This window comes from Sphingorhabdus sp., assembly GCF_044374345.1.
Classification (GTDB): Bacteria; Pseudomonadota; Alphaproteobacteria; order Sphingomonadales; family Sphingomonadaceae; genus Sphingorhabdus_B.
Window position 1 is genome coordinate 38,584 of sequence record NZ_JBILOS010000002.1, and the last position, 22,158, is coordinate 60,741.

Annotated in this window: 19 protein-coding genes and 1 tRNA gene; 9 read left to right on the top strand and 11 right to left on the bottom strand. The window is 55.9% G+C overall.

The features are described from left to right. Positions 1-11: 11 nt before the first annotated feature. From ACIQ5B_RS00445 to cysD, 3 genes are read right to left on the bottom strand one after another with little or no spacing between them, the layout of a single operon-like run. Positions 12-764: a 3'(2'),5'-bisphosphate nucleotidase CysQ gene (locus ACIQ5B_RS00445; protein ID WP_397597288.1), complete on the bottom strand. Its 753-nt coding sequence runs from the start codon at positions 762-764 to the stop codon at positions 12-14. After that, positions 761-2,683: a sulfate adenylyltransferase subunit CysN gene (gene cysN / locus ACIQ5B_RS00450; protein WP_397597289.1), complete on the bottom strand. Its 1,923-nt coding sequence runs from the start codon at positions 2,681-2,683 to the stop codon at positions 761-763. The genes ACIQ5B_RS00445 and cysN overlap by 4 nt, the downstream gene beginning before the upstream one ends. Beyond that, positions 2,683-3,618: a sulfate adenylyltransferase subunit CysD gene (gene cysD, locus ACIQ5B_RS00455; RefSeq protein ID WP_397597306.1), complete on the bottom strand. Its 936-nt coding sequence runs from the start codon at positions 3,616-3,618 to the stop codon at positions 2,683-2,685. Before cysD ends, cysN begins: the two co-directional genes overlap by 1 nt. A 329-nt stretch (positions 3,619-3,947) precedes the next feature. On the opposite strand from cysD, the gene ACIQ5B_RS00460 reads away from it, so the two are divergent. The 8 genes from ACIQ5B_RS00460 (at position 3,948) to ACIQ5B_RS00495 (ending at position 13,659) form a co-directional block, all read left to right on the top strand. Next, on the top strand, positions 3,948-5,102 hold the full coding sequence (locus ACIQ5B_RS00460; protein ID WP_397597290.1) for an acyl-CoA dehydrogenase family protein: 1,155 nt from the start codon (positions 3,948-3,950) through the stop codon (positions 5,100-5,102). 3 nt (positions 5,103-5,105) lie between these two features. Beyond that, positions 5,106-6,308, top strand: a complete 1,203-nt coding sequence (locus ACIQ5B_RS00465) for a CoA transferase (protein WP_397597291.1) — start codon at positions 5,106-5,108, stop codon at positions 6,306-6,308. After that, positions 6,305-7,519, top strand: a complete 1,215-nt coding sequence (locus ACIQ5B_RS00470) for an acetyl-CoA C-acetyltransferase (RefSeq protein WP_397597292.1) — start codon at positions 6,305-6,307, stop codon at positions 7,517-7,519. The genes ACIQ5B_RS00465 and ACIQ5B_RS00470 overlap by 4 nt, the downstream gene beginning before the upstream one ends. Next, entirely contained in the window at positions 7,516-9,105 is a 1,590-nt protein-coding gene (locus ACIQ5B_RS00475; protein WP_397597293.1) for an acyl-CoA dehydrogenase family protein, read from the top strand. Before ACIQ5B_RS00470 ends, ACIQ5B_RS00475 begins: the two co-directional genes overlap by 4 nt. Then, on the top strand, positions 9,105-9,962 hold the full coding sequence (locus ACIQ5B_RS00480; RefSeq protein WP_397597294.1) for a MaoC family dehydratase N-terminal domain-containing protein: 858 nt from the start codon (positions 9,105-9,107) through the stop codon (positions 9,960-9,962). Before ACIQ5B_RS00475 ends, ACIQ5B_RS00480 begins: the two co-directional genes overlap by 1 nt. 1 nt (position 9,963) lies before the next feature. Beyond that, complete coding sequence (locus ACIQ5B_RS00485; protein WP_397597295.1) at positions 9,964-11,121, top strand: acyl-CoA dehydrogenase family protein; 1,158 nt, start codon at positions 9,964-9,966, stop codon at positions 11,119-11,121. A gap of 66 nt (positions 11,122-11,187) precedes the next feature. Continuing rightward, positions 11,188-12,354 carry an acyl-CoA dehydrogenase family protein gene (locus ACIQ5B_RS00490; RefSeq protein WP_397597296.1) on the top strand — a complete coding sequence of 389 codons (1,167 nt, stop codon included), beginning with the start codon at positions 11,188-11,190 and terminating at the stop codon, positions 12,352-12,354. An 87-nt stretch (positions 12,355-12,441) separates the two neighbouring features. Beyond that, a complete protein-coding gene (locus tag ACIQ5B_RS00495; RefSeq protein WP_397597297.1) occupies positions 12,442-13,659 on the top strand; it encodes a saccharopine dehydrogenase family protein in 1,218 nt (405 codons plus the stop codon). Between the two features lie 231 nt (positions 13,660-13,890). Here the strand turns inward: ACIQ5B_RS00495 and ACIQ5B_RS00500 are convergent. The 7 genes from ACIQ5B_RS00500 to ACIQ5B_RS00530 form a co-directional block, all read right to left on the bottom strand. Continuing rightward, positions 13,891-13,966 (bottom strand) — tRNA-Lys (locus ACIQ5B_RS00500). A gap of 39 nt (positions 13,967-14,005) precedes the next feature. After that, positions 14,006-14,539, bottom strand: a complete 534-nt coding sequence (folK, locus tag ACIQ5B_RS00505) for a 2-amino-4-hydroxy-6-hydroxymethyldihydropteridine diphosphokinase (RefSeq protein ID WP_397597298.1) — start codon at positions 14,537-14,539, stop codon at positions 14,006-14,008. Further along, positions 14,523-15,389, bottom strand: a complete 867-nt coding sequence (aguB, locus tag ACIQ5B_RS00510) for an N-carbamoylputrescine amidase (RefSeq protein ID WP_397597299.1) — start codon at positions 15,387-15,389, stop codon at positions 14,523-14,525. Before aguB ends, folK begins: the two co-directional genes overlap by 17 nt. Positions 15,390-15,396: 7 nt before the next feature. Continuing rightward, positions 15,397-15,552, bottom strand: coding sequence for a hypothetical protein (locus ACIQ5B_RS00515; RefSeq protein WP_397597300.1), 156 nt, complete (start codon positions 15,550-15,552; stop codon positions 15,397-15,399). A 7-nt stretch (positions 15,553-15,559) separates the two neighbouring features. Continuing rightward, positions 15,560-16,420, bottom strand: a complete 861-nt coding sequence (locus ACIQ5B_RS00520; protein WP_397597301.1) for a class I SAM-dependent methyltransferase — start codon at positions 16,418-16,420, stop codon at positions 15,560-15,562. Between the two features lie 65 nt (positions 16,421-16,485). Beyond that, positions 16,486-17,466, bottom strand: a complete 981-nt coding sequence (locus tag ACIQ5B_RS00525) for an agmatine deiminase family protein (RefSeq protein WP_397597302.1) — start codon at positions 17,464-17,466, stop codon at positions 16,486-16,488. A gap of 4 nt (positions 17,467-17,470) precedes the next feature. After that, complete coding sequence (locus tag ACIQ5B_RS00530; protein ID WP_397597303.1) at positions 17,471-19,150, bottom strand: M28 family metallopeptidase; 1,680 nt, start codon at positions 19,148-19,150, stop codon at positions 17,471-17,473. A gap of 232 nt (positions 19,151-19,382) precedes the next feature. On the opposite strand from ACIQ5B_RS00530, the gene ACIQ5B_RS00535 reads away from it, so the two are divergent. Next, positions 19,383-21,344, top strand: a complete 1,962-nt coding sequence (locus ACIQ5B_RS00535) for an alpha/beta hydrolase family protein (RefSeq protein ID WP_397597304.1) — start codon at positions 19,383-19,385, stop codon at positions 21,342-21,344. 149 nt (positions 21,345-21,493) lie between these two features. Here the strand turns inward: ACIQ5B_RS00535 and rpsD are convergent, their stop codons facing one another. Then, positions 21,494-22,108: a 30S ribosomal protein S4 gene (gene rpsD, locus ACIQ5B_RS00540; protein WP_397597305.1), complete on the bottom strand. Its 615-nt coding sequence runs from the start codon at positions 22,106-22,108 to the stop codon at positions 21,494-21,496. Positions 22,109-22,158: the final 50 nt, after the last annotated feature.

A 22,158-nucleotide genomic window follows, 5' to 3' on the forward strand; every position in this document is an offset into this window, starting at 1 on the left:
AGCGCGCCGGGTCAGTTCTTTTCCGCTGATAACTGCACCAGTGCCAACACATGCGGCGCATGTTCTTTGCGGCAAATCAGCAGGTCGGGCATGTACACATCACGCTGGTTATAGACCAACGGACTGCCGTCGACACGGCTAACGTGCAGGCCACAGGCAGCCGCGACCGCAACGGGTGCGCAGCTATCCCATTCATATTGCCCGCCGGTGTGCAGATAGATATCGGCCTCGCCGCGGACCACGGCCATCGCTTTGGCGCCTGCAGACCCCATGGGAATGAGCTCAGCGCCCAATGCTTCGGCAACGGCCACAGCCTCCGGTGCCGGGCGCGTCCGACTAACCACCATGCGGAGTTGTGCAGGGGCCGGGGGGATGATGGCTGGTTGATCCGTGCGCAGAACCAAATCCAATGCCGGAAGCGCAACGGCGCCAATGACGGGCGCACCGTCGATTGCCAGCGCGACATGAACCGCCCAATCGGACCTGCCTTCGCTATATTCGCGGGTGCCATCGACCGGGTCGATAATCCAAACGCGCGATTTTGAAAGGCGGGCGTCGGTGTCTTTGCTTTCTTCCGACAAAAGACCGTCATCAGGGCGTTGTTCCGCAAGCGTGCGGATCAGATATTGGTTGGCGGCTTGATCGCCCGCGTTGCCCAATTCCTTCGCGACCAACCCACTGGTCTCACGCATTTCGAGAACCAGCGCGCCTGCGGCCTTTGCCAAATATGCGGCAAGCTCTGTATCGTCAGCGATGATCGTCATTTGAGCGGCATCAACTGGCGGACGATATACTCTGCGGCCTCGGCCGGGCTCATCTCGACGGTGTTCACGCGAATGTCGGGATGTTCAGGTGGTTCATAGGGGCTGTCGATGCCGGTGAAGTTTTTAAGTTGGCCAGCGCGGGCCTTTTTATACAAGCCCTTCACATCGCGCGCTTCGGCGACCTCCAGCGGTGTATCAACGAAGATTTCGACAAATTCGCCCTCGGGTAACATCGCCCGCACCATGTCGCGCTCGGCGCGGAATGGTGAAATGAACGCGGTCAGGACAATCAGCCCCGCATCCGCCATCAGTTTAGCGACTTCGCCTACACGGCGGATATTTTCGATCCGGTCGGTTTCGGTGAAGCCCAAATCCTTGTTCAACCCGTGCCGCACATTGTCACCGTCAAGCAGGAAGGTGTGCCGGTTCATCAAGTGAAGCGCCTTTTCCACCTCGTTCGCGATGGTGGATTTTCCTGACCCCGACAGGCCGGTGAACCACAAAATCCTCGGCTTTTGGTTCTTCAACATGGCGTGCGCGTCACGACTGATGTCGGTGGCCTGCCAATGGACATTTTGTGCGCGGCGCAGCGAAAAGTGCAGCATTCCGGCAGCAACGGTTGCGTTGCTGATCTTGTCGATCAGGATGAAACCACCGAGTGCGTGGTTGTCCGCATAAGGCGCGAACACAATGGGCTTGTCGGTCGAAATCTCCGCAACACCAATCGCGTTTAGCTCCAGCGTTTTGGCCGCCATATGCTCCATGCTGTTCACATTGACGGTATATTTCGGCGCTTGCACCGTCGCTGAAACCATCTGCGTTCCAAGCTTCAACCAATAAGAACGGCCAGGGACAAGCGCGTCATCCGCCATCCACACAATGGTGCTTTCGAACTGGTCGGCGACTTCTGGCGGATTGTCAGCCGCGGCGATCACATCACCGCGTGAACAATCGATTTCGTCATTAAAGCACAAGGTGACTGATTGGCCGGCAACGGCTTCCTGAAGCTCGCCATCAAGTGTTACGATTTTCTTGATCGTTGTCGTCTTACCCGATGGCAAAACACGAATGGCGTCGCCCGGGTGCACGGTCCCCGTCGCAATTTGGCCGGAAAACCCGCGGAAATCGAGATTTGGCCGATTGACCCATTGGACCGCCATGCGCAGCGGTTTGGCCTGGTCAGCGTCATTATCGAGCGCAACCGTCTCCAGATGCGCCATTAGCGGCAGGCCCGTATACCAAGGGGTGTTTGCCGATGTGTCGGTAATGTTGTCGCCCTTGAAACCCGAAATGGGCATCGGCGTGAAATCGCTGATGCCGATACTGGCCGCAAATTCGGTATAATCGGCCACGATGGCGTCATATTGGGCCTGATCATAGTCGATCAGGTCCATCTTGTTCACCGCGAGCACGACGTTCCGTATACCCAGCAGCTTCGCAAGATAGCTATGCCGGCGCGTCTGCACGAGGACACCCTTGCGCGCATCAATCAAGATAACCGCGAGGTCAGCCGTCGATGCTCCAGTGACCATATTGCGGGTATATTGCTCATGCCCCGGGCAATCGGCGACGATGAATTTGCGTTTCTCTGTGGCGAAGAAGCGATAGGCGACGTCAATCGTGATGCCCTGTTCGCGTTCGGCGGCCAGCCCATCCACCAGCAGCGCAAAGTCAATGTCCTGACCTTGGGTGCCCATGCGTTTGGAATCGGACTCCAGCGTCGCCAGTTGATCTTCAAAGATCATTTTTGAATCGTACAGCAACCTGCCGATCAGTGTGGACTTGCCATCATCAACCGAACCGCAGGTGATAAAGCGCAGCAGCGATTTATGCTGATGTACATCCAAATAAGCATCAATATCCGAAGCAATCAGGTTATCGGCTTTATAGACGACAGGGCTGTCTAGGGACGTAGTCATTAGAAATACCCCTCCTGCTTTTTCTTTTCCATGCTTGCGGCCTGATCATGGTCAATGGCCCGACCTTGGCGTTCGGAGGTGGTGGTCAGCAGCATTTCTTGAATGACTTCGGGTAATGTGGTTGCCGTGCTTTCGACCGCACCGGTCAATGGGTAGCAGCCCAGCGTCCGGAACCGGATGGACCGTTCCACCGGCACTTCGCCATCCTGCAATGGAAAGCGTTCGTCATCAATCATCAACAGCATGCCATCGCGTGTTACCGTGGGACGCGGCGCGCTGAAATATAGCGGCACAATCTCGATATTTTCGAGATGGATATATTGCCAGATGTCCAGCTCCGTCCAGTTCGAGATCGGAAATACCCGGATGCTTTCGGACTTCGCCTTGCGGGCATTGTACAGGTTCCAGAGTTCCGGGCGCTGGTTTTTGGGGTCCCAACCATGCGTCGCTGTCCGGAATGAAAAGATGCGCTCCTTGGCACGGCTTTTCTCTTCATCGCGGCGCGCACCGCCGAATGCGACATCAAAACCATGCTTATCGAGCGCTTGCTTCAGGCCCTCTGTCTTCCACATATCGGTATGCAGCGATCCATGATCGAACGGATTAATGCCCCGCGCAATTGCCTCGGGATTTTGGTGAACGATTAACTCCATACCCGCATCGCGGGCGGATTTTTCCCGCAGCGCATACATTGCCTTGAATTTCCACGTTGTGTCGATGTGTAGCAACGGGAATGGCGGCGGCGAGGGGTAGAACGCCTTGCGCGCTAGATGCAGCATAACGGCGCTGTCTTTTCCGATGCTATACAGCATCACGGGCTTTTCCGCCTCGGCAACAACTTCGCGCATGATGTGGATCGCCTCAGCCTCAAGGCGCTCAAGATGGGTCAGCGTTTTCGTCATAATCTGGTCACTTCCTGCAGACGTTACTGTCAGAACTGGACGCAGCGCGCAAACAAGACATTCTTGCTCCCTCAATCAACTCTGTTTCAGCATTTGCTTAGCAAGTCACAAGAGCTTTTCCTATGCGCAGATTATGATGTTCCGATTGTGCGCAGCCTACCGACGATTATTGGATGGCGGACCACGGCGAAACTGCGTTCTCAACGGATTTTTATACATCAAAGCGATGGAAAATCCGCATTTCAGTCGACAAGCGTTCAACGCAATGTCACGGTTTTGTCGAACGGGTACTTTTGAATTTCAAAAACTAACAGTAATCCATGGTGAAGCGCATATTTTCCATGGGAGCGGAGACGAACATAATGGATAACGACATTTTCGAACAATTCACGGAACAGCTGCGGCGCTATATTCGCGAACGGTTGATCCCGGCGGAAAAGGAAGTGCTTGAAACGGAAATGATTCCTGAAGCCATCATGGCCGAAATGCGCGACCTCGGGTTGTTCGGGTTGACCGTTCCGGAAAAATATGGCGGCGCTGGTATGAATATTCAGCAATATATCCGCACCATGCGTGAATTCAGCTACGCGGCACCATGCTTTCGCTCGGTCACGTCCATCAACATCGGGATGGTGTGTTCCGCGTTCAAAAATGGCGGAACCGATGCGCAAAAGGCGGAATGGCTGCCGCGTTTGGCGGCTGGCGAAATTGCGTCCTTTGGTCTGACCGAACCCGGTTCCGGATCCGACTCAGCGGCGATGCAGACCACAGCGGTGAAGTCAGGCAATGGCTGGGTATTGAACGGTACAAAGCGGTATATCACCAATGCGCCATTCGCGAATGTCGCGTTGATCATGGCGCGGACAAGCAAGGAAGCCTTACCCAAAAACGCGCATGTCTCTGCCTTTATCGTTCCCATGGACACCGCTGGCATCACCGTTGGCAAGTCCGACAAGAAAATGGGGCAGTCCGGCAGCCATATCGCCGATATCATTATGGAGGATGTGAAGTTGCCTTCGGACGCCATATTGGGCGGTGAAGAGGGCAAGGGCTTTGCCTTTGCCATGAAGAGCCTCGACAACGGACGCATGTCGGTCGGCGCAGCGGCGACGGGCTATGCCCGGCGTGCGCTCGACAGCGCGCTGCGTTACGCCAATGAGCGCAAGGCATTTGGCGAACCGATTGCCAATTTCCAGCTGATCCAACAAATGCTGGCGGACAGTGAAATCGAGATTTACGCTGCGGAATGTATGTTGGATGACGCGGCCCGCCGGGCCGATGCCGGTGAGAATGTGCTGCGCAAAGCCGCTGCGGCCAAGGTATTTGCGTCCGAAATGTGCGGCCGCGTGGTTGACCGCGTGGTGCAGATTTACGGTGGTGCCGGTTATCTCGCGGAATATGATGCCGAGCGTTTCTACCGTGACGCACGCATTTACCGGATTTATGAAGGCACAACGCAAATCCTGCAGCTTCAGATTGCCAAACATATGCTGCGTGAATGGGCGGCGCAGGCCTGATACATGTATAATTTGCTCGATGGTCTCAAGATTATCGAGGCGTCGTCCTTTGTGGCGTCGCCGACAGCTGGCCTATATTGCGCGCAATTCGGGGCAGAGGTAATCCGTGTCGATCAGATTGGCGGCGGCCCGGATTATCATCGCTGGCCAGTGACGGAGGCGAATGACTCGCTCTATTGGGAAAATCTAAACCGCGCCAAAAAATCAGTCGCGCTTGATCTCTCCAGCCCGCAGGGGCGCGAGTTGTTGCAAGAACTGGTGCGGGCCACCGGTCAGTTCATCACCAATTTCCCTGCAGAAGGTTTTCTGTCGCACGCAAAATTGGCCGAAGGACGCGCCGATCTCGTAACCGTGCGGGTCATGGGCTGGGCCGACGGGGCGCCTGCGCTTGATTACACGGTGAATAATGCGGTTGGCTATCCCATGATGACTGGGGCTGGCCCCGAACCCGTCAATCATGTGTTGCCCGCTTGGGATGTCATCAGCGGCGCTTATGCGGCGTTCGCTATGCTGGCGGCCATTCGTAGGCGCGAACAGACGGGCGAGGGCAGTGAGGTGCGCATTCCCCTGTCTGACGTCGCCATTGGCACCGTTGCCAATCTGGGCGGTGTCGCAGAAGTGTTGCACAATAATGCCAATCGCCCTCGGCTCGGCAACGCGGTCTATGGTTTGTTCGGGCGTGATTTTGTGACCAAAGACAATGTGCGCACGATGGTGGTCGTTGTGACCCACCGCCAATGGGCGAACCTTGTTGGTGCGCTTGGTTTGAACGCGCAGGTGGAGGCGATAGAGGCGGAGCGCGGCGTTAGCTTCGCCAAAGACGATGGGCTTCGCTTTCAGTACCGCGATGCGCTTTATCCGTTGTTTGAAAGGGCAATTGGTTCGCTCGATCACGCGGTGATGGCGTCAACGCTGGATGAGGCTGGAATTGTGCATTCGGCCTATCGAACGATGTTGGACGCTGCGCATGATCCCCGCTTGGTCGGCAATAACCCAATGTTTAGCGACTTTGACGCAAACCCATCGGGCTTCAATTATCCTGCGGCTGGTGCTTTTGGCACTATTCCCCAATTGCCGCGTGGTGACGCAAAGGCCGCCCCGCGCAATGGGGCGCATAGCGAGGAAATATTGAGCACTACGCTCGGCCTGTCCTCGGGCGAAATTGCCCGTCTCATCGACTCTGGAATATTAGGAATTGCCAAATGAATAAGCTTCGCCGTGCCGCAATCGTCGCCCCCATCCGCACGCCCGTTGGCAAGTTCGGCGGTGCGCTCTCGTCCTTAAATGCAGGTGAGTTAGGTGGCATCATATTGAAAGCGCTTGTCGAGCGGACGAAGATTGACCCGTCCCGCGTGGATGATGTTGTGTTCGCGCAAGGATATGGCAGCGGTGAGGCGCCGTGCATCGGGCATTGGTCATGGCTGGCCGCTGGCTTGCCAATTGAAGTGCCCGGTTACCAGATTGACCGTCGTTGCGGTTCCGGGCTTCAGGCGATCGTGAATGCCGCGATGATGGTCCAAACCGGGGTGAGCGACATGGTGGTCGCAGGCGGATGTGAAAGCATGTCCAATGTTGAACATTACACGACCGACATCCGCAAAGGCGTTCGGGCGGGCAATCTGACCTTGCATGACCGGTTGACCCGCGGACGTGTGATGAGCCAGCCCGTTGAACGCTTTGGCGTGATTTCGGGGATGATTGAAACTGCCGAGAACCTAGCCAAGGACCATGATATCAGCCGCGAAGCGTGTGACGCCTATGCGGCCCGATCGCACCAGCGTGCGGCGGCGGCATGGGCAAATGGTCTGTTTGACGATGAATTGGTTCCCGTCAGCATCGCGCAAAGGAAGGGCGACGCAATCGTCTTTGATCATGACGAGGGCTATCGCGCGGACGCGACGCTCGAGACAATGGCTGCGTTGCGCCCGCTTGAGGGCGGCGTGGTCACGGCGGGCAATGCCAGCCAACAAAATGACGCGGCAGCCGCCTGCCTTGTCGTTGCAGAAGACAAGCTTGAAGAGCTTGGGTTGGAACCCATCGCCTATTTCCACAGTTGGGCCGCAGCGGGTTGCGAGCCATCACGCATGGGCTTTGGCCCTGTTCCCGCGACGGAGCGGCTCTTTGCCCGCAATGGCCTTTCCTGGGATGACATCGGCCTGATTGAATTGAACGAGGCATTTGCGCCGCAGGTGCTTGCTTGCCTCAAAGGATGGGGCTGGGCGGATGATGACAGTCGTCATGACATGCTTAACGTCAACGGTTCCGGCATTTCGCTTGGCCACCCAATCGGCGCAACCGGCGGCCGGATATTGGCGAACCTTACCCGCGAAATGCAGCGGCGCGATGTGCGCTTCGGGCTTGAAACAATGTGCATTGGCGGTGGTCAGGGCATAGCGGCGGTGTTTGAGCGCGCATGAGTTTTGCGACCGCTCTCGAAGCTGCTGAGGGCTACCGCGATGCGGCGAAGGCGGCGCTTGCCGACTGGTTAAAAGAGCGGTCGATGGACGCCGACCAACGAGCGGCCCACGGCTTTTCGTGGATTGCGACAAGCGTTGCTGCACTTGCGGCCGTCGCTGATTGGCTTCGCCTGCATGATGGCGGAACCGAAGTTGATCGAAACATTGCGACGCTGATTTTTGCCGAAACGCTTGGGCAATTGACCGGCGGATTACCGATGGGGCAGAATGAAATATTCCGTCCGGTTGATCTTGGCATTGCGCCCCAGGCGGCACTGTTGGCCGCACGTTGCGAAGATTTATTGGGCGCAGATCATGCCGCGGTGCGCGCCGATGTTGCGCAGGCGCTGGCGTCAGGTGCGATGCCGAGCGAAAGCCTTCACGATGCCGAGCTTGATGCCATTCGCGATCAATATCGCCGCTTTACCAACAGCGAGATTTTGCCGCACGCGCATCGCTGGCATTTGGCCAATGATTTGATCCCCGATGACACGATTTCGGCGATGGCGGCGCTTGGCACTTTCGGCGTCTGCATCCCTACCGAATATGGCGGTCTTGGTTTATCCAAGCTGGTGATGTGCGTGATAACCGAAGAGCTCTCGCGTGGCTGGATCGGCGCGGGTTCGCTGAGCACACGGTCTGAAATCGCCGGTGAATTGATTTCCATGGGCGGCACAGAAGCGCAAAAGGCGCATTGGCTGCCGAAAATCGCGAGCGGAGAAGTCTTGCCGACCGCCGTGTTTACCGAACCCGACACAGGGTCTGACCTCGGCGCGCTGCAAACCCGCGCGCAACGGACCGCTGATGGATGGACGATTGATGGCGCAAAGACATGGATTACGCATGGCAGCCGTTCCGATCTGATGACCATGCTGGTCCGCACGGTGCCCGATGCGAAAGGCTATGCCGGGTTGTCGATGCTGCTTGTTCCCAAGCCGCGCGGAACGGATAGCGACCCGTTTCCGGCGATGGGCATGTCCGGCAGCGAGATTGAAGTGCTGGGCTATCGCGGCATGCGCGAATATGCGTTGCAATTTGATGGCATGCTTGCCCCTGCCGATGCCTTGTTGGGCGGCGAAGAGGGGCAGGGGTTCAAGCAATTGATGCGCACATTTGAAGGCGCACGTATTCAGACCGCCGCCCGCGCCGTGGGCGTTGCCAAACGCGCATTGGAGCTTGGCCTCGACTATGCCGTTAACCGCAAGCAGTTTGGCAAAGCGATCATGCACTTTCCCCGCGTTGCGGATAAATTGGCCATGAGCCTTGCCGATTTCGTGATGACCCGTGAACTGACCTATGCTGCTGCCCGCGCCAAAGATTCCGGTAAACGCTGCGATATTGAGGCGGGCATGGCGAAGTTGCTGGCCGCCCGCGCGGCGTGGAGCAATGCGGACGCGAGCCTACAAATTCATGGCGGCAATGGCTATGCGTTGGAATATGAAATTAGCCGCGTTTTGTGTGATGCGCGCATATTGAATATCTTTGAAGGTGCCGCAGAAATTCAGGCGCAGGTGATCGCCAAAGGCTTGATGGGAGGCGTAAACTGATGGGGGCATGGGATGCTTGGATTGGCCGCGAGGAGGTCCGGACAGACAGGGTCGATGTTGGGCTGGTTTCGCGCTGGCTTGCAACCTTTGACCGGGATGCGCCGAGCGATGGCAATGTGCCGCAAGGGTTGCACTGGTGCCTTTGTGTGCCAGACGCACCAACCGCAAAGCTTGGCCCCGATGGGCATCCGTTGCGCGATGATGGCGTAGAAAGCTTCCTACCCCCCGTGCCGCTGCCGCGCCGTATGTGGGCCTCAAGCAAAGTCGCGTTTTTGAAGCCATTGCATGTTGGTGCGGTCGTGACGCGGACGTCGCGCATATTGTCGATATCCGAAAAGTCCGGCAATTCAGGGCAATTGGTATTTGTCGATGTCGCGCATGAAACATCCACTGAAAACGGACTGGCCGTGCGCGAGGTGCAAAGCATCGTGTATCGCGCGGCCGTGGGGTTAGAAACGCCGCTATCGCCGCGCGTGGAAAGCGCGGGCAGCTTTGATGCCAATGGCTGGGACGCTCAGCGCGTTGTTGTCCCCAGCGAGCCGTTGCTTTTTCGCTATTCCGCGCTCACGTTCAACGGCCACCGGATCCACTATGACTTGCCCTATGCGCGGGATGAAGAACGCTATCGCGGGCTGGTGGTCCATGGTCCGCTGACCGCGAGTTTTCTGCTGGACCTCGCCCGCCGGGCGTTGGGGGACAACGCATTGGCCAGTTTTGCATTCCGGGGCCTATCGCCAGCGATTTGCGGAGAGGCCTTGCATCTGGTGATGCGGGGATCAGGCAACGAGATTGAACTGGCCGCCTTTGCAGGCGACGGACGACAGATCATGGCAGCTTCGGCGCAAGGACGTAATTGAAATGAGTGAGAGTGAAAATATCGCCGAAATCCGCCGTTCGGTTCAGGCATTATGCGCCGATTTTCCAGGTGCATATTGGCGGGAAAAAGACAGCGCCCGCGCCTATCCGGGCGAATTTGTGGACGCGCTGACCAAGGCAGGGTTCCTCGCTGCGTTGATACCGGAAGCTTATGGTGGGTCAGGGCTCACACTCTCTGACGCGGCCATTATCATGGAGGAAATTCAAGCCTCAGGCTGCAACGGCGCGTCCGCCCATGCCCAGATGTACATCATGAACACGTTGCTGAAATATGGCAGCGAAGCACAGAAGCAGGAATATCTGCCACGTATCGCGACAGGCGAGCTGCGCCTGCAGGCCTTTGGTGTTTCTGAACCGACCAGCGGTACCGACACGCTTTCCTTGCGGACGGTGGCTGTGCGAGACGGCGACGAATATGTTATCAACGGCCAAAAATTATGGACGAGCCGCGCGGAATATTCCGACCTTATGCTGTTGCTCGCGCGCACGACGCCGCGTGAAAATGTCACCAGCAAGACGGAGGGGCTCTCGGTTTTCCTCATCGATATGCGCAAGGTGGTCGGAAACGGTATGACCATTAAACCCATTCGCACGATGATGAACCACTCGACGACCGAGATATTCTTTGACGATATGCGGATTCCCGCGTCAGCCTTGGTTGGCGAGGAAGGCAAAGGTTTCCGCTACATCCTGTCGGGCATGAATGCCGAGCGCATCCTCATTGCCGCAGAGTGCATTGGCGACGCCAAATGGTTTATCAAAAAAGCCAGCGATTATGCCAGCGAGCGCAACGTCTTTGGTCGCGCCATTGGCCAGAACCAAGGCGTGCAGTTTCCTATAGCGCGCTGCTACGCCCAAATGTGCGCAGCGGAACTGATGGTGCATCATGCAGCGCAGGTATTTGACGCAGGAGGTAACCCGGGCGCAGAGGCGAATATGGCAAAGCTCCTTGCGTCAGAAGCCAGCTGGGCCGCCGCGGACATGTGCGTCCAAACGCACGGTGGCTTTGGCTTTGCCGAAGAATATGATGTCGAACGCAAGTTCCGTGAAGCACGGCTTTATAACGTTGCCCCGATCAGCACCAACCTGATCCTAAGTTATCTTGCCGAGCATGTTCTCGGTCTTCCCCGCAGCTATTGATTGACATGATTTCGGACATGAAAATCGACAACACAGCCGCCACATCAGTCGATAAAGGCCCAATGGATGAATTTTGAACTCGCAGAAGAACATCGGATGTTAAAGGATCTGGTCCGCAAATTTGTGGACTCCCAATTGGTGCCGCTCGAAAGTGAGGTTCTGGCGCGCGATACTGCAGGCAAAGGCAGCTATCTGACCAAGGATGAACAGGCCAAGGTTGATGCTGTCTCGAAAGACCTTGGTCTGTGGGGACTGGATGCGCCTGAAGAAGTCGGCGGCATGAATTTGCCGATGGTGGCGATGGTTGGGGTCGGTGAGGAATTGGGTCGTACCGCGACGCCATATACACTTCCCCCAGACTCTCCGAATTTGCGTATGATGATGGCCGCTGCGGACGAAAAGCAGCGCGAACATTATCTGGCGCCTTATGTGCGCGGTGAAACCATTTCTGCCATTGGCATTTCGGAGCCTGGCGCTGGCGCTGATCCGCAATTGATGAAAACTACCGCCGTCCAAGATGGCGACGACTGGGTCATTAACGGCCGCAAAATCTGGATTACCAAAGCGGATGAGGCCGATTTTACGATCTTGATGGCCGTAACCGACAAGAATGCCAATGGTCGCAATGGCATGTCGGCATTTTTGGTGGACCGCGACACGCCCGGGTTCAACGTGTTACGTAAAATCCCGATGATTGACGGCACCGCGACCTATGAAATCGCGCTGGACGATTGCCGTGTTCCGGGCTGGAAATTGCTCGGGACGCGCGGGCAGGGTTTTCTGCCCATGCAGGTGCGGCTTGGCACGCGGCGTATTGAAATGGCGTCCTGGTCGATCGGCATGGCGCAGCGCGCATTGGACATGATGGTTGAATATGCGCCACAGCGCGTCACATTTGGCAAGCCTTTGTCTTCACGCCAGACGGTTCAAAACTGGATATCCGATGCCGCCACGCGCATTCATGCCATGCGTTTGATGACCTATGACTGTGCATGGAAAATCGATGAGGGGCGCGACACGCGGCAGGAAATTTCGATGATCAAATCCTATTGTACCGAAGCCGCATATGACATCGTCGACCATGCGATGCAGATGTTCGGTGGCATGGGCATGACACGCGAAATGCCGCTATATCTGCTTTCAAACAAGCTACGTACGATGCGCATTTACGATGGGCCAAGCGAGATCCACAATTGGGTGGTTGCCCGCGATTTGCTTGGAACGCGTGAATGACCCATGCTTCATGCATGGACGACGCCGTCAGCTAACATCATAGAACACGGGTAAACATGCAAAGTCGCTTTGCGCGGAGGGAATAAAATGGCCGAAAAGAAATTTGATATCATCGTATATGGCGCCACCAGCTTTGTGGGCCAGATCATCGTACGTTACATGCAAGAGCAGTTCGCCGATGGATCGGTTAAATGGGCTATCGCAGGGCGTTCGCTCAGCAAGCTTAAGCAGGTTCGCGATACCATTGGACTTTCGGGTATAGAGATTATCGTTGCTGACGCTGCGGATGAAGATGCGCTCAAGAAAATGTGCGCGCAGACCACGGTCGTCATGTCGACGGTCGGCCCCTATGCGCTCTATGGTGACGTGCTCGTTCAGGTCTGCGCCACCACGGGGACCCATTATTGCGATCTAACAGGCGAGCCGCAGTGGATCCGCAAAATGCAATTGCGGCATGAAGCTGACGCCATCAAAAGTGGCGCGCGGATTGTGCATTGTTGTGGCTTTGACAGCATCCCATCCGATCTGGGCGTCCATTTCCTGCAACGCGGCGCATTGGAACAATTCGGGCATAGTTGTGACCGGATAAATATGCGGGTGGTCAGCATGAAGGGCGGCGCGTCCGGCGGCACCATCGCAAGCATGATTAACATGGTCAAAGAAGCGGTCAGCGACGCCGATCTGCGGCGCGAACTTAAAGACCCCTATAGCCTTTGCCCGCAAAGCCATGGGTTCACAATCGCGCAGCCCGATGTGCAGATCGCATATGACAATGTCTATGGCGGTTGGATTGCGCCGTTTATCATGGCGGGTATCAACACACGGGTTGTGCATCGGTCAAACGCCCTCAGCAACAACAGCTATGGTACTGAATTCAAATATGAGGAAGCCGTGGTGACGGGGCAGGGCGGTTCCGGCAAGCACAAGGCGCGCGCGGCGCATTGGGGTGCCAATGCCCTTATGATCGGATTGGCCGTGCCCCCAATCCGCTGGCTGCTGGAAACTTTTGTGTTGCCAAAGCCGGGTGAGGGGCCAAACGAAAAAGCGCAGCTTGAGGGGAATTTTGACATTGTTTTCCTCGGTTCAACGGCCAAGGGCGAAACGATCCGATGCCGCGTCACGGGAGACAGAGATCCAGGCTATGGATCAACGGCAAAGATGCTGTCCCAGGCCGCCGCCTGCCTTGCCAAAGACGTGCCTGACGATGTTCCGGGCGGCTTCTGGACACCAGCAACGATTTTAGGGGATAAGCTGATCAAACGGCTTGAGGCGCATGCCGGGCTGACGTTCGAGAGACTGCCTTAGTCTGTCACTATGAACGTCTAACGGTTACCGGACGACTTGAAGGCAAAGGCGGATTATGAGCTGAAATGTTCGCGATAATGGTGCGTGCTTCTTTAACAGACACCCACCTCAACCTCTTGAGGCTCACAACGTTTGGGAGGATTCCTAGTTTCTGTGAAATCTATGTGATGCCTAGCGCCGCCGTATCGACAACAGCGAATCCAAAATGTTTAGCTAAACCATTGAAATATATGGTGAGCCCTGCTGGGTTCGAACCAGCGACCTACTGATTAAAAGTCAGTTGCTCTACCGACTGAGCTAAGGGCCCCAACCAGACCGCGAATTGGTCCGTGCGAGAGCGCTCCCCCTAATGGCGGGAACTTGTGCGGTCAAGCGCCTTTGGTCGGTTAAATCGCGATTGTAGCTGCCTTATGGTCAGGCCCGTCAGTGGCTCACGCCAATCGGGGGCAATCATGGCTGCGGGGGTCAGGACAAATCCCCGCGAACATAGTCCGGGATGGGGAATGGCCAAGGCTGGATTGCTGTCCGCCCACACGCCGCCGGACCATAACAGAATATCCAGATCGAGCACGCGCGCGCGCCAGCTTTGGCCGCGCCGGACGCGTCCGAAGTGGTGCTCAATCTCTTGCAGGCGCGCCAGCAGAGCAGGGGGTTCAAGGTCGGTGGACACAAGCGCCGCGGCATTTGTAAACTGGCGTGACGAGGGCCCCATGGGGCTCGATTGGATCGTCGCCGAATGCGCGAAGACGTCGATGTCGTCCATCTCCAACGCGGCGACCGCTTGCACGATGATCTTGCTTGGCGCGCCAATGATTGCATGTGGCTGATTAGAGCCAATGCCGATGAGGTAGAGATGTGACAGCTTAGATATCCTCTGCAAGCCTGCTGTATAATTGCGGGCGCCGGTCGCGGAAGAAGCCCATGCTTGCGCGGTGGGCGCGGGCTTGGTCCAGATCGAATGTTGCGACCAATATGCCGGTTTCAGCATCATCCAAATCGCACACGACATCGCCCCATTCGTTGGCGATGAAGCTGGTGCCATAGAATTTTTGTGCCAGACCGCCATGGTCGTTTTCCGCGCCGATGCGGTTTGCGGCGATGACGGGCATGCAGTTTGATACCGCGTGGCCCACCATTGCCCGGCGCCACATATGGCGTGTATCCAACGTTGCATCCTGTGGCTCTGCGCCAATGGCGGTGGGATAGAACAGCAGCTCAGCGCCCATCAATGCCATGGCGCGTGCGCATTCGGGGTACCATTGGTCCCAACATATGCCGACGCCGATTTGCGTGCCAAAGACTTCCCAAACTTTGAACCCGGTGTTTCCAGGGCGGAAATAATATTTCTCCTGATAGCCCGGGCCATCGGGAATATGACTTTTGCGATAGATGCCGATGATTTCGCCATCGGGACCAATCATCGCGACGCTGTTGTAGAAATGCGCGCCATCACGTTCGAAAAAGCTTGTGGGAATGGCAACGCGAAGTTGCTTGGCAAGTTTCGCCATGGCGATAACGGATGGGTGTTCACGCGTTGGCCGCGCGAGCGCGAAATGTTCTTCTTCCTGCGTTTTGCAGAAATATGGGCCTGAAAACAGCTCAGGCGGCAGGATGATTTGCGCGCCTTGCTCTGCGGCCTGTGACACGAGGTCGCATACAGCATCGATATTTTCGGCTTCGCTTGCCGACAGGGGCAGTTGCAACGCAGCAACGGTGATATTTCGGGTCATACCGCGTCTATAGCCGGACGCCGAAACGCGCTGCAATCACCATTGTTACCAGATACAATAATATTGTCGTTGCTATGCCAGCAACCAGCGTGCCCACCGGCGATGCCCCAACCGCAAAATCCACGGCATTAAGAGGGGCATCGGCTGGCTGGGCAGCACTCATGCAACAATCAGGGCCGTTTTTTGAACAGCAACGTCATGCGGTCGGTTTCACCGATGGCTTCATACTTTGCGCGGTCTACATCTTTCAAACGCAATGCCGGCGGAAGCGTCCAAACGCCATCGGGCCAATTTGCGCTGTCCTTGGGATTGGCGTTGACTTCGCTTTTGGCGACCAGCTCAAATCCGTTCACTTCCATGAACTTGATGATATCGGCCTCACGCATATAGCCCTTGGTGCCATTGGCGTAGCTGAACGGCGCGTCTGGCTTGGCGCGATGCTGTTCGATGCCCAGTAAGCCATCATCTTTTAACAGGTCACGCATCGCCTTAATTTCGGCGTCCGCGATGTTCCAGTTCATCATATTGTGCATCATGCGCATGACAATGATGCGGTCAAACGATCCCTTTGCGCCGTCTGGAATTTCGCTGAGCGAAAACGCGTTGAAATCTGTCGCCGGACGTCCGGATACGGCCGCGACATCAGCAGGGAACTTTGCAATGCTCGCGGCGATGCCGGCTTTCTGTTGATCGCTGAAATGGCTTTTCGTGCCGAAATACAGGCCGGTATATTTCCCTTTTTCGTTCACATAACGGCCAAGGATACGCGAAACCCATGCACCGCCCGGGGCATATTCGCCAATCACATGGTCAGGGTGCAAACGGAAGAATTCGAACGTTTCGGCAGGGTGGCGATATTGGTCGCGCTTGGCATCGGCACCGCGCGACGGGTCGGCGAGGATTTTTGCAAGCCGTTCGCTATGTGCCTTATGCATTTTGTCATGCTCGGCTTTGCTCATGCTGTGATGGTCAGCAAAGGCAGGTGCTGCAAGCGCAGTGGCGGCGAGGGCAATTAGAAAAGTCTTTTTCATTGGGGGCGTCCTCTTGGTTGGTTGTTTTGGGATTATGCAATGTTTTGCGTCGATATCCAATATCATCAAACGGGCACTTGCTGGCTTGAACAATGAAAGCTTCCGCCGCCAGTCAATACCGCATCGGCCATGACACCGATAACGTCGCGTTCGGGGTAGATATTTGCCAACACTTCAATCGCGGCATCATCGTTAGCGCCGCCATAGATCGGTACGACGACTGCGCGGTTGCCGATGTAGAAATTCATATAACTTGCCGGCACGATTTCCCCGTCTTGTTCAAAACGGCCAACCGAGGGCATCAGCGTCACTTTGCAGCCGAACGCTTCTGCGCGCGCGCGGGCATCTTCAAAGACGGCTTGGTTTGGATCATCGGGTCCAGCGCTGCTTGGAACCAGAATATGGTTCGGGCCAACAAAGCGGGCCAAATTATCAATATGCCCGTCGGTATGGTCGTTGGCGAGGCCGTCGCCGAGCCAAAGCAATCGGTCGATCCCCAAATCAGCGCGCAGCCGGTCTTCAATCGCGGCTTTATCAAGCATTGGGTTGCGGTTGGGGTTTAACAGGCAATCGACGGTCGTCGCGGCAAGGCCTTCACCGTCGACGTCAATCGATCCGCCCTCCAATATCCAATCCGCCTGTGCAATTTCAAAACCGAAATCCGCCGCCAGTTCATGGCCAATGGTTGTATCGCCGGGATAGTCGAACCGGTTTCCCCAACCATTGAAACCAAAATTACGGGCAATCCGTCGGTCCCCATCTTTCAGTATGATGCAGCCTGTATCACGCAACCAGACATCGCCAATGTGGCGCAGTTCCACATGGACGCCGGCGTCAACGAGTCCCTGGGCAACGGCCATGGCCTCTGCATTACCGGCAATCACATGCACGCGTTCACCCTGACCCGATGCGTGCACCGCATTGGCAAAGGCGGCCATCTGCTGCTGTGCACGTTGCAGCGGCGCACCCCAATATTCCGCAGAACTGGGAAAGCCAATCCAGACGGCTTCATGGGGCGCCCATTCGGCGGGCATATGGAACGTCATTGGCTTATTTCCCGTTGCGGCTCTTGTCGCGGACAGCGCGGAATTCGTCGCCGTCGTTCCAGTTTGGCCATGCGTCGGTCATCGCCAACATCCGCCCGACGCGATAATATAGTTTCAAATCGGACATGACGCCCGACCAATCCCATTTTTCGTCAAATTCGTCGCCGGGGGCATGGTAACGGTTCTTTTCATAATCTTCCGCGGCGGCCATTGCAGCGGCCTTACCGCCGGTGACAAGATCGTCTCCGCCTTCGAAATACACCATAGGCACGCCAAGCTTGGCAAAGCTGAAATGGTCAGAGCGATAGTAAAAGCCCTTTTCCGGTGTCGGTTCCGATTCAGGTGTTCGTCCTTCGGACTTTGCGGCAGCCTCAAGATAGAGATCCAGTTGCGATTTGCCCTTGCCGATGACGGTCAAATTCTTCGCGGGGCCAGACATGGAAAACGCATCCATGTTCACGCCGCCGACGGTTTGCGACAGCGGGAAGACGGGGTTTTCGGCGTAGAATTTCGAACCAAGCAGGCCGCTTTCTTCAGCCGTCACCGCAAGGAACACGACCGAACGCTCCGGCGCGCCCGCTTTGGCAAAGCCTTCTGCCAAAGCGACCAGTGCCGCAGTGCCTGTGGCGTTGTCGACTGCACCGTTGCAAATGTCATCGCCATCGGCCGCGGCGGTACACCGACCGAGATGGTCCCAATGCGCCGTGTAGAGCACATATTCATCGGGGCGCTTGGTGCCTTTCATGACACCAATGACGTTCTTGCTCGCCTTGCGCGCGATGTCATTTTCGAAGTTCATCGACGCGGTCAGGTTCAGCGGAACCGCCTTAAAGCCTTTTTGCTTGGCCGCGGCCATTTGCTTGTCGAGATTCTGACCAGCGGCGGCAAAAATTTCCTTCGCTACGGATTTCTGGATCCAGCCATTGGCTTTTGTCTGGCTTTTTCCGCCATCCTTTGACTGCGCCAGGAATTGCGTGCCTGTCCAACTGGAGTTGACGACATTCCAGCCATATGCCGCAGGGGCAGTGTCGTGGATGATCAAAACGGCAGCAGCGCCCTGACGCGCAGCCTCTTCAAATTTATATGTCCAGCGTCCGTAATAGGTCATGGCCTTGCCACCGAACGGGCCATCAAGACCTTCATTTTCGAAATCGGGGTCGTTGACCATGACGACGACGGTTTTGCCCTTAACATCGACGCCAGCATAGTCGTTCCAGCCTTTTTCAGGGGCGACAATGCCGTGGCCGACAAAGACCATTTCGCTTTGCTTGATATCGGTTTTGGGTGTCTCGCGGTAACTGCCGATGACATATTCGTTGCCATAGGCGAATGACATGGCTTTGCCGTTGCGGTCGGCAATTGTGAGCGCCGATACATTTTTCGCAGTGATTTCGATCAACGGCACATCCTGCGTCCAGCTGCCATTATTGCCGGGCTCAAGTCCTGCCGCTTTAAATTTGGCTATCAGATAGGCGACGGTTTTCTCTTCGCCGACCGAACCGGGTGCGCGGCCTTCATAGCTGTCGAGTGACAATTCGCGCGTCACGTCCTTCATTGTCGCTTCGGAAAGCGCAGGGACTTCGACTTGCGGCAGGGCGTCCACGGCGACGTCCAGCGACGCAGCCTTTTGACAGGCAGTCGTGAGAGCCAGAACAGATACAAGGGCCAGAGACAGCAGGCGCATGAAATTCTCCTAAGGGGGGAAGATGATTGCGCGCCTTCTGCCAGACCCGCCGGTCAGGCTCAAACAAAAAAGCGCAGTCACTTTATTCTGCGACGCACCAAATCCTAGAAGAACGAGAGGCGAATTTAATTTGGCTTCAATGCTCCTTCTGAAATTGATTGCCATATAAACCTTTTATTAGCGTGTTGTTCACAAACATAATTTTCGTGTTCGTTCTGATTTTCCGGAGGCTATGTTGCAAATTTTTCGTTTCTTGATTGCGGTCTCCGTTCCCTTCAGCCTGTCGGCACAAGATGACGCCGCAACCGCCTTTGGTGCACGCGAGGCTATCCAGCAGGTATCCATGTCGCCCGATGGAAACAAAATAGCGTATATTGTGCCAGCCAAGGGGCAGGGCAGCCGATTGTACACTGTCGATATCACGAACACAGCTACGCCGCGTGTCGCACTAGCGGCTTCGGGAGATCCTGAGCGTTTGTCTTCATGCGAATGGGTATCGAATGCGCGGCTGATATGCAGAATCGGCATGGTGATGAGAGATTGGGACGGACCGGTGACCGCCAGTCGTCTGGTTGCAGTCAATGCAGATGGCACTGAACCGAAGGTCGTTTCAGTCCGGCAGGGCATCAATGCTGAATGGATGTCCTATTTCGGCGGCAATCTGATTGACCTTTTGCCTTCAGATGATGGTGCCGTCCTATTAGGCCGTGAATATGTGCCGGAGGGCAAAATCGGATCACTCATTGCCAAAACGAAGGAAGGCTATGGGGTTGATCGTGTAGACACGCGCAGTCTGGCTTCTAAGCAGGTCATCGCGCCAACGCGGCTGGCATCAGAATATATCAGTGATGGCCTAGGCACCGTGCGGATTATGGGTGTCGTCAAAACCGCATCCGAATATGACAGCGGCATTAGGCGGTATCTGTACCGTATCGCGGGCCGAACAGATTGGGATCTGCTTAGCGAATATGACTCGGCCAACCGTACCGGATTTAATCCCTATGCAGTCGATCCTGTCGAAGATGTAGCCTACGGCTTTGAAAAAACGGACGGTCGAATGGCTCTTTATAAAGTGAAGCTGGACGGTACACTAACAAAGACCAAAATATTTAGCCGGCCGGATGTAGACGTCGATGGCTTGATTACGTTGGGTCGGAAGAAGCAAATTGTCGGCGTCACCTACGCAACCGAAAAACGCGAGTCTGCTTATTTTGATCCTGCGTTACGAAAACTCGGGGCCTCCTTGTCAAAGGCCTTGCCACGCGCGGACCTAGTCAATTTTGCTGGCATGAGCGCGGACGGGCAAAAGCTTGTCATCTGGACGGGTAGCGACACCAATCCGGGACAATTTTACTATTTCGACAAAACAACCAAGCGAGTCAGCCCATTGTTCGCAAGTCGACCCGAATTGGGCAACTACACGCTGGCGCCGGTCAAACCTGTCAGTGTAAAAGCTTCGGACGGAACGCTGATACCCGGTTATCTCACCTTGCCGGTTGGCAGTACAGGTAAGGGGCTCCCCGCCATTGTTATGCCGCACGGTGGACCAAGCGCGCGCGACGAATGGGGTTTCGACTGGCTGGCGCAATATTTTGCCCACCAGGGTTTTGCAGTTTTGCAACCCAACTACCGCGGATCGGCTGGTTATGGAGATGGCTGGTATCAGCAGAACGGTTTTAAGTCTTGGCAAACCGCCATCGGCGATATCAACGAAAGTGGCCGGTGGCTGATTTCGGAAGGAATAGCGGCACCCGATAAAATCGCGATATTTGGATGGTCATATGGCGGATATGCTGCGCTCCAGTCTGCGGTGTTGGATCCCTCATTATTCAAAGCAATTGTCGCGGTCGCGCCAGTGACCGATCTTGCGAAGCTGAAGGAACAAGAACGGGGCTATACGAGCTATCTGATAAACCGCGACTTTATTGGTTCCGGTCCGCACATTATCGAAGGTTCGCCAGCCCGAAACGCCAAACGCATTTCCGCGCCTGTGATGCTTTTTCACGGCGATCTGGATAGAAATGTCGATGTCACTCAATCGCAGTTTATGGCGCGCCAGCTAAAGGAAGCTGGCGCTTCGCCGGAACTGTTCGTTTACAAAAATCTGGATCATTATTTGGAGGACGGAGCGGTGCGCGCCGAAATGCTGCAGAAAAGTGCCGACTTCTTAAAGGCGAAGCTGATTTTGAAGTAGCGTAAGGCCTGGTGGCCGGCCGTGGCGCAATCTGCCTCTTAGCAAGCCCAAGGGCGCGCCGGCTCTGCGCCGGCATCAGGCGGGTGATTGCGATTTACAAAAAAAAGGCGGCCACAAGGACCGCCTTTTTCGTAAGATTGTTTGTAACATTAACGCGAATAGAATTCGACGACCAAATTTGGTTCCATCTTAACGGGGTAGGGTACTTCGTCGAGCGTTGGGATACGCGCGAAAGTGACCTTGTCGTTTCCGTCTACAGAGACATATTCTGGAACGTCACGCTCGGCGAGGCCTTGTGCTTCGATAACCAAAGCCATTTCCTTGGCCTTGTTGCCCAGGCTGATGACGTCACCCACCGCAACCTGACGGCTTGCGATGTTGCACTTCACGCCGTTGACGCGAATGTGGCCATGGCTAACGATCTGGCGTGCGGCGAAAATGGTTGGGGCGAACTTGGCGCGGTATACAACCATGTCCAAACGACGCTCGAGCAGACCGATAAGGTTCTGCGAGGTATCGCCCTTCATGTTGCTGGCTTCCTGATACGCACGCTTGAACTGCTTTTCAGTTACGTCGCCATAATAGCCCTTAAGCTTCTGCTTGGCGCGCAGCTGAATACCATAATCGGAAAGCTTGCCTTTACGGCGCTGACCATGCTGGCCGGGGCCATATTCACGCTTGTTTACAGGTGATTTTGGACGGCCCCAGATGTTTTCACCCATGCGGCGGTCAAGTTTATACTTCGAGCTTGTACGCTTCGTCATTTTAAGACTCCAATTGCTAACAACGTTGTTTCCGGTCCCGCGCGACACAT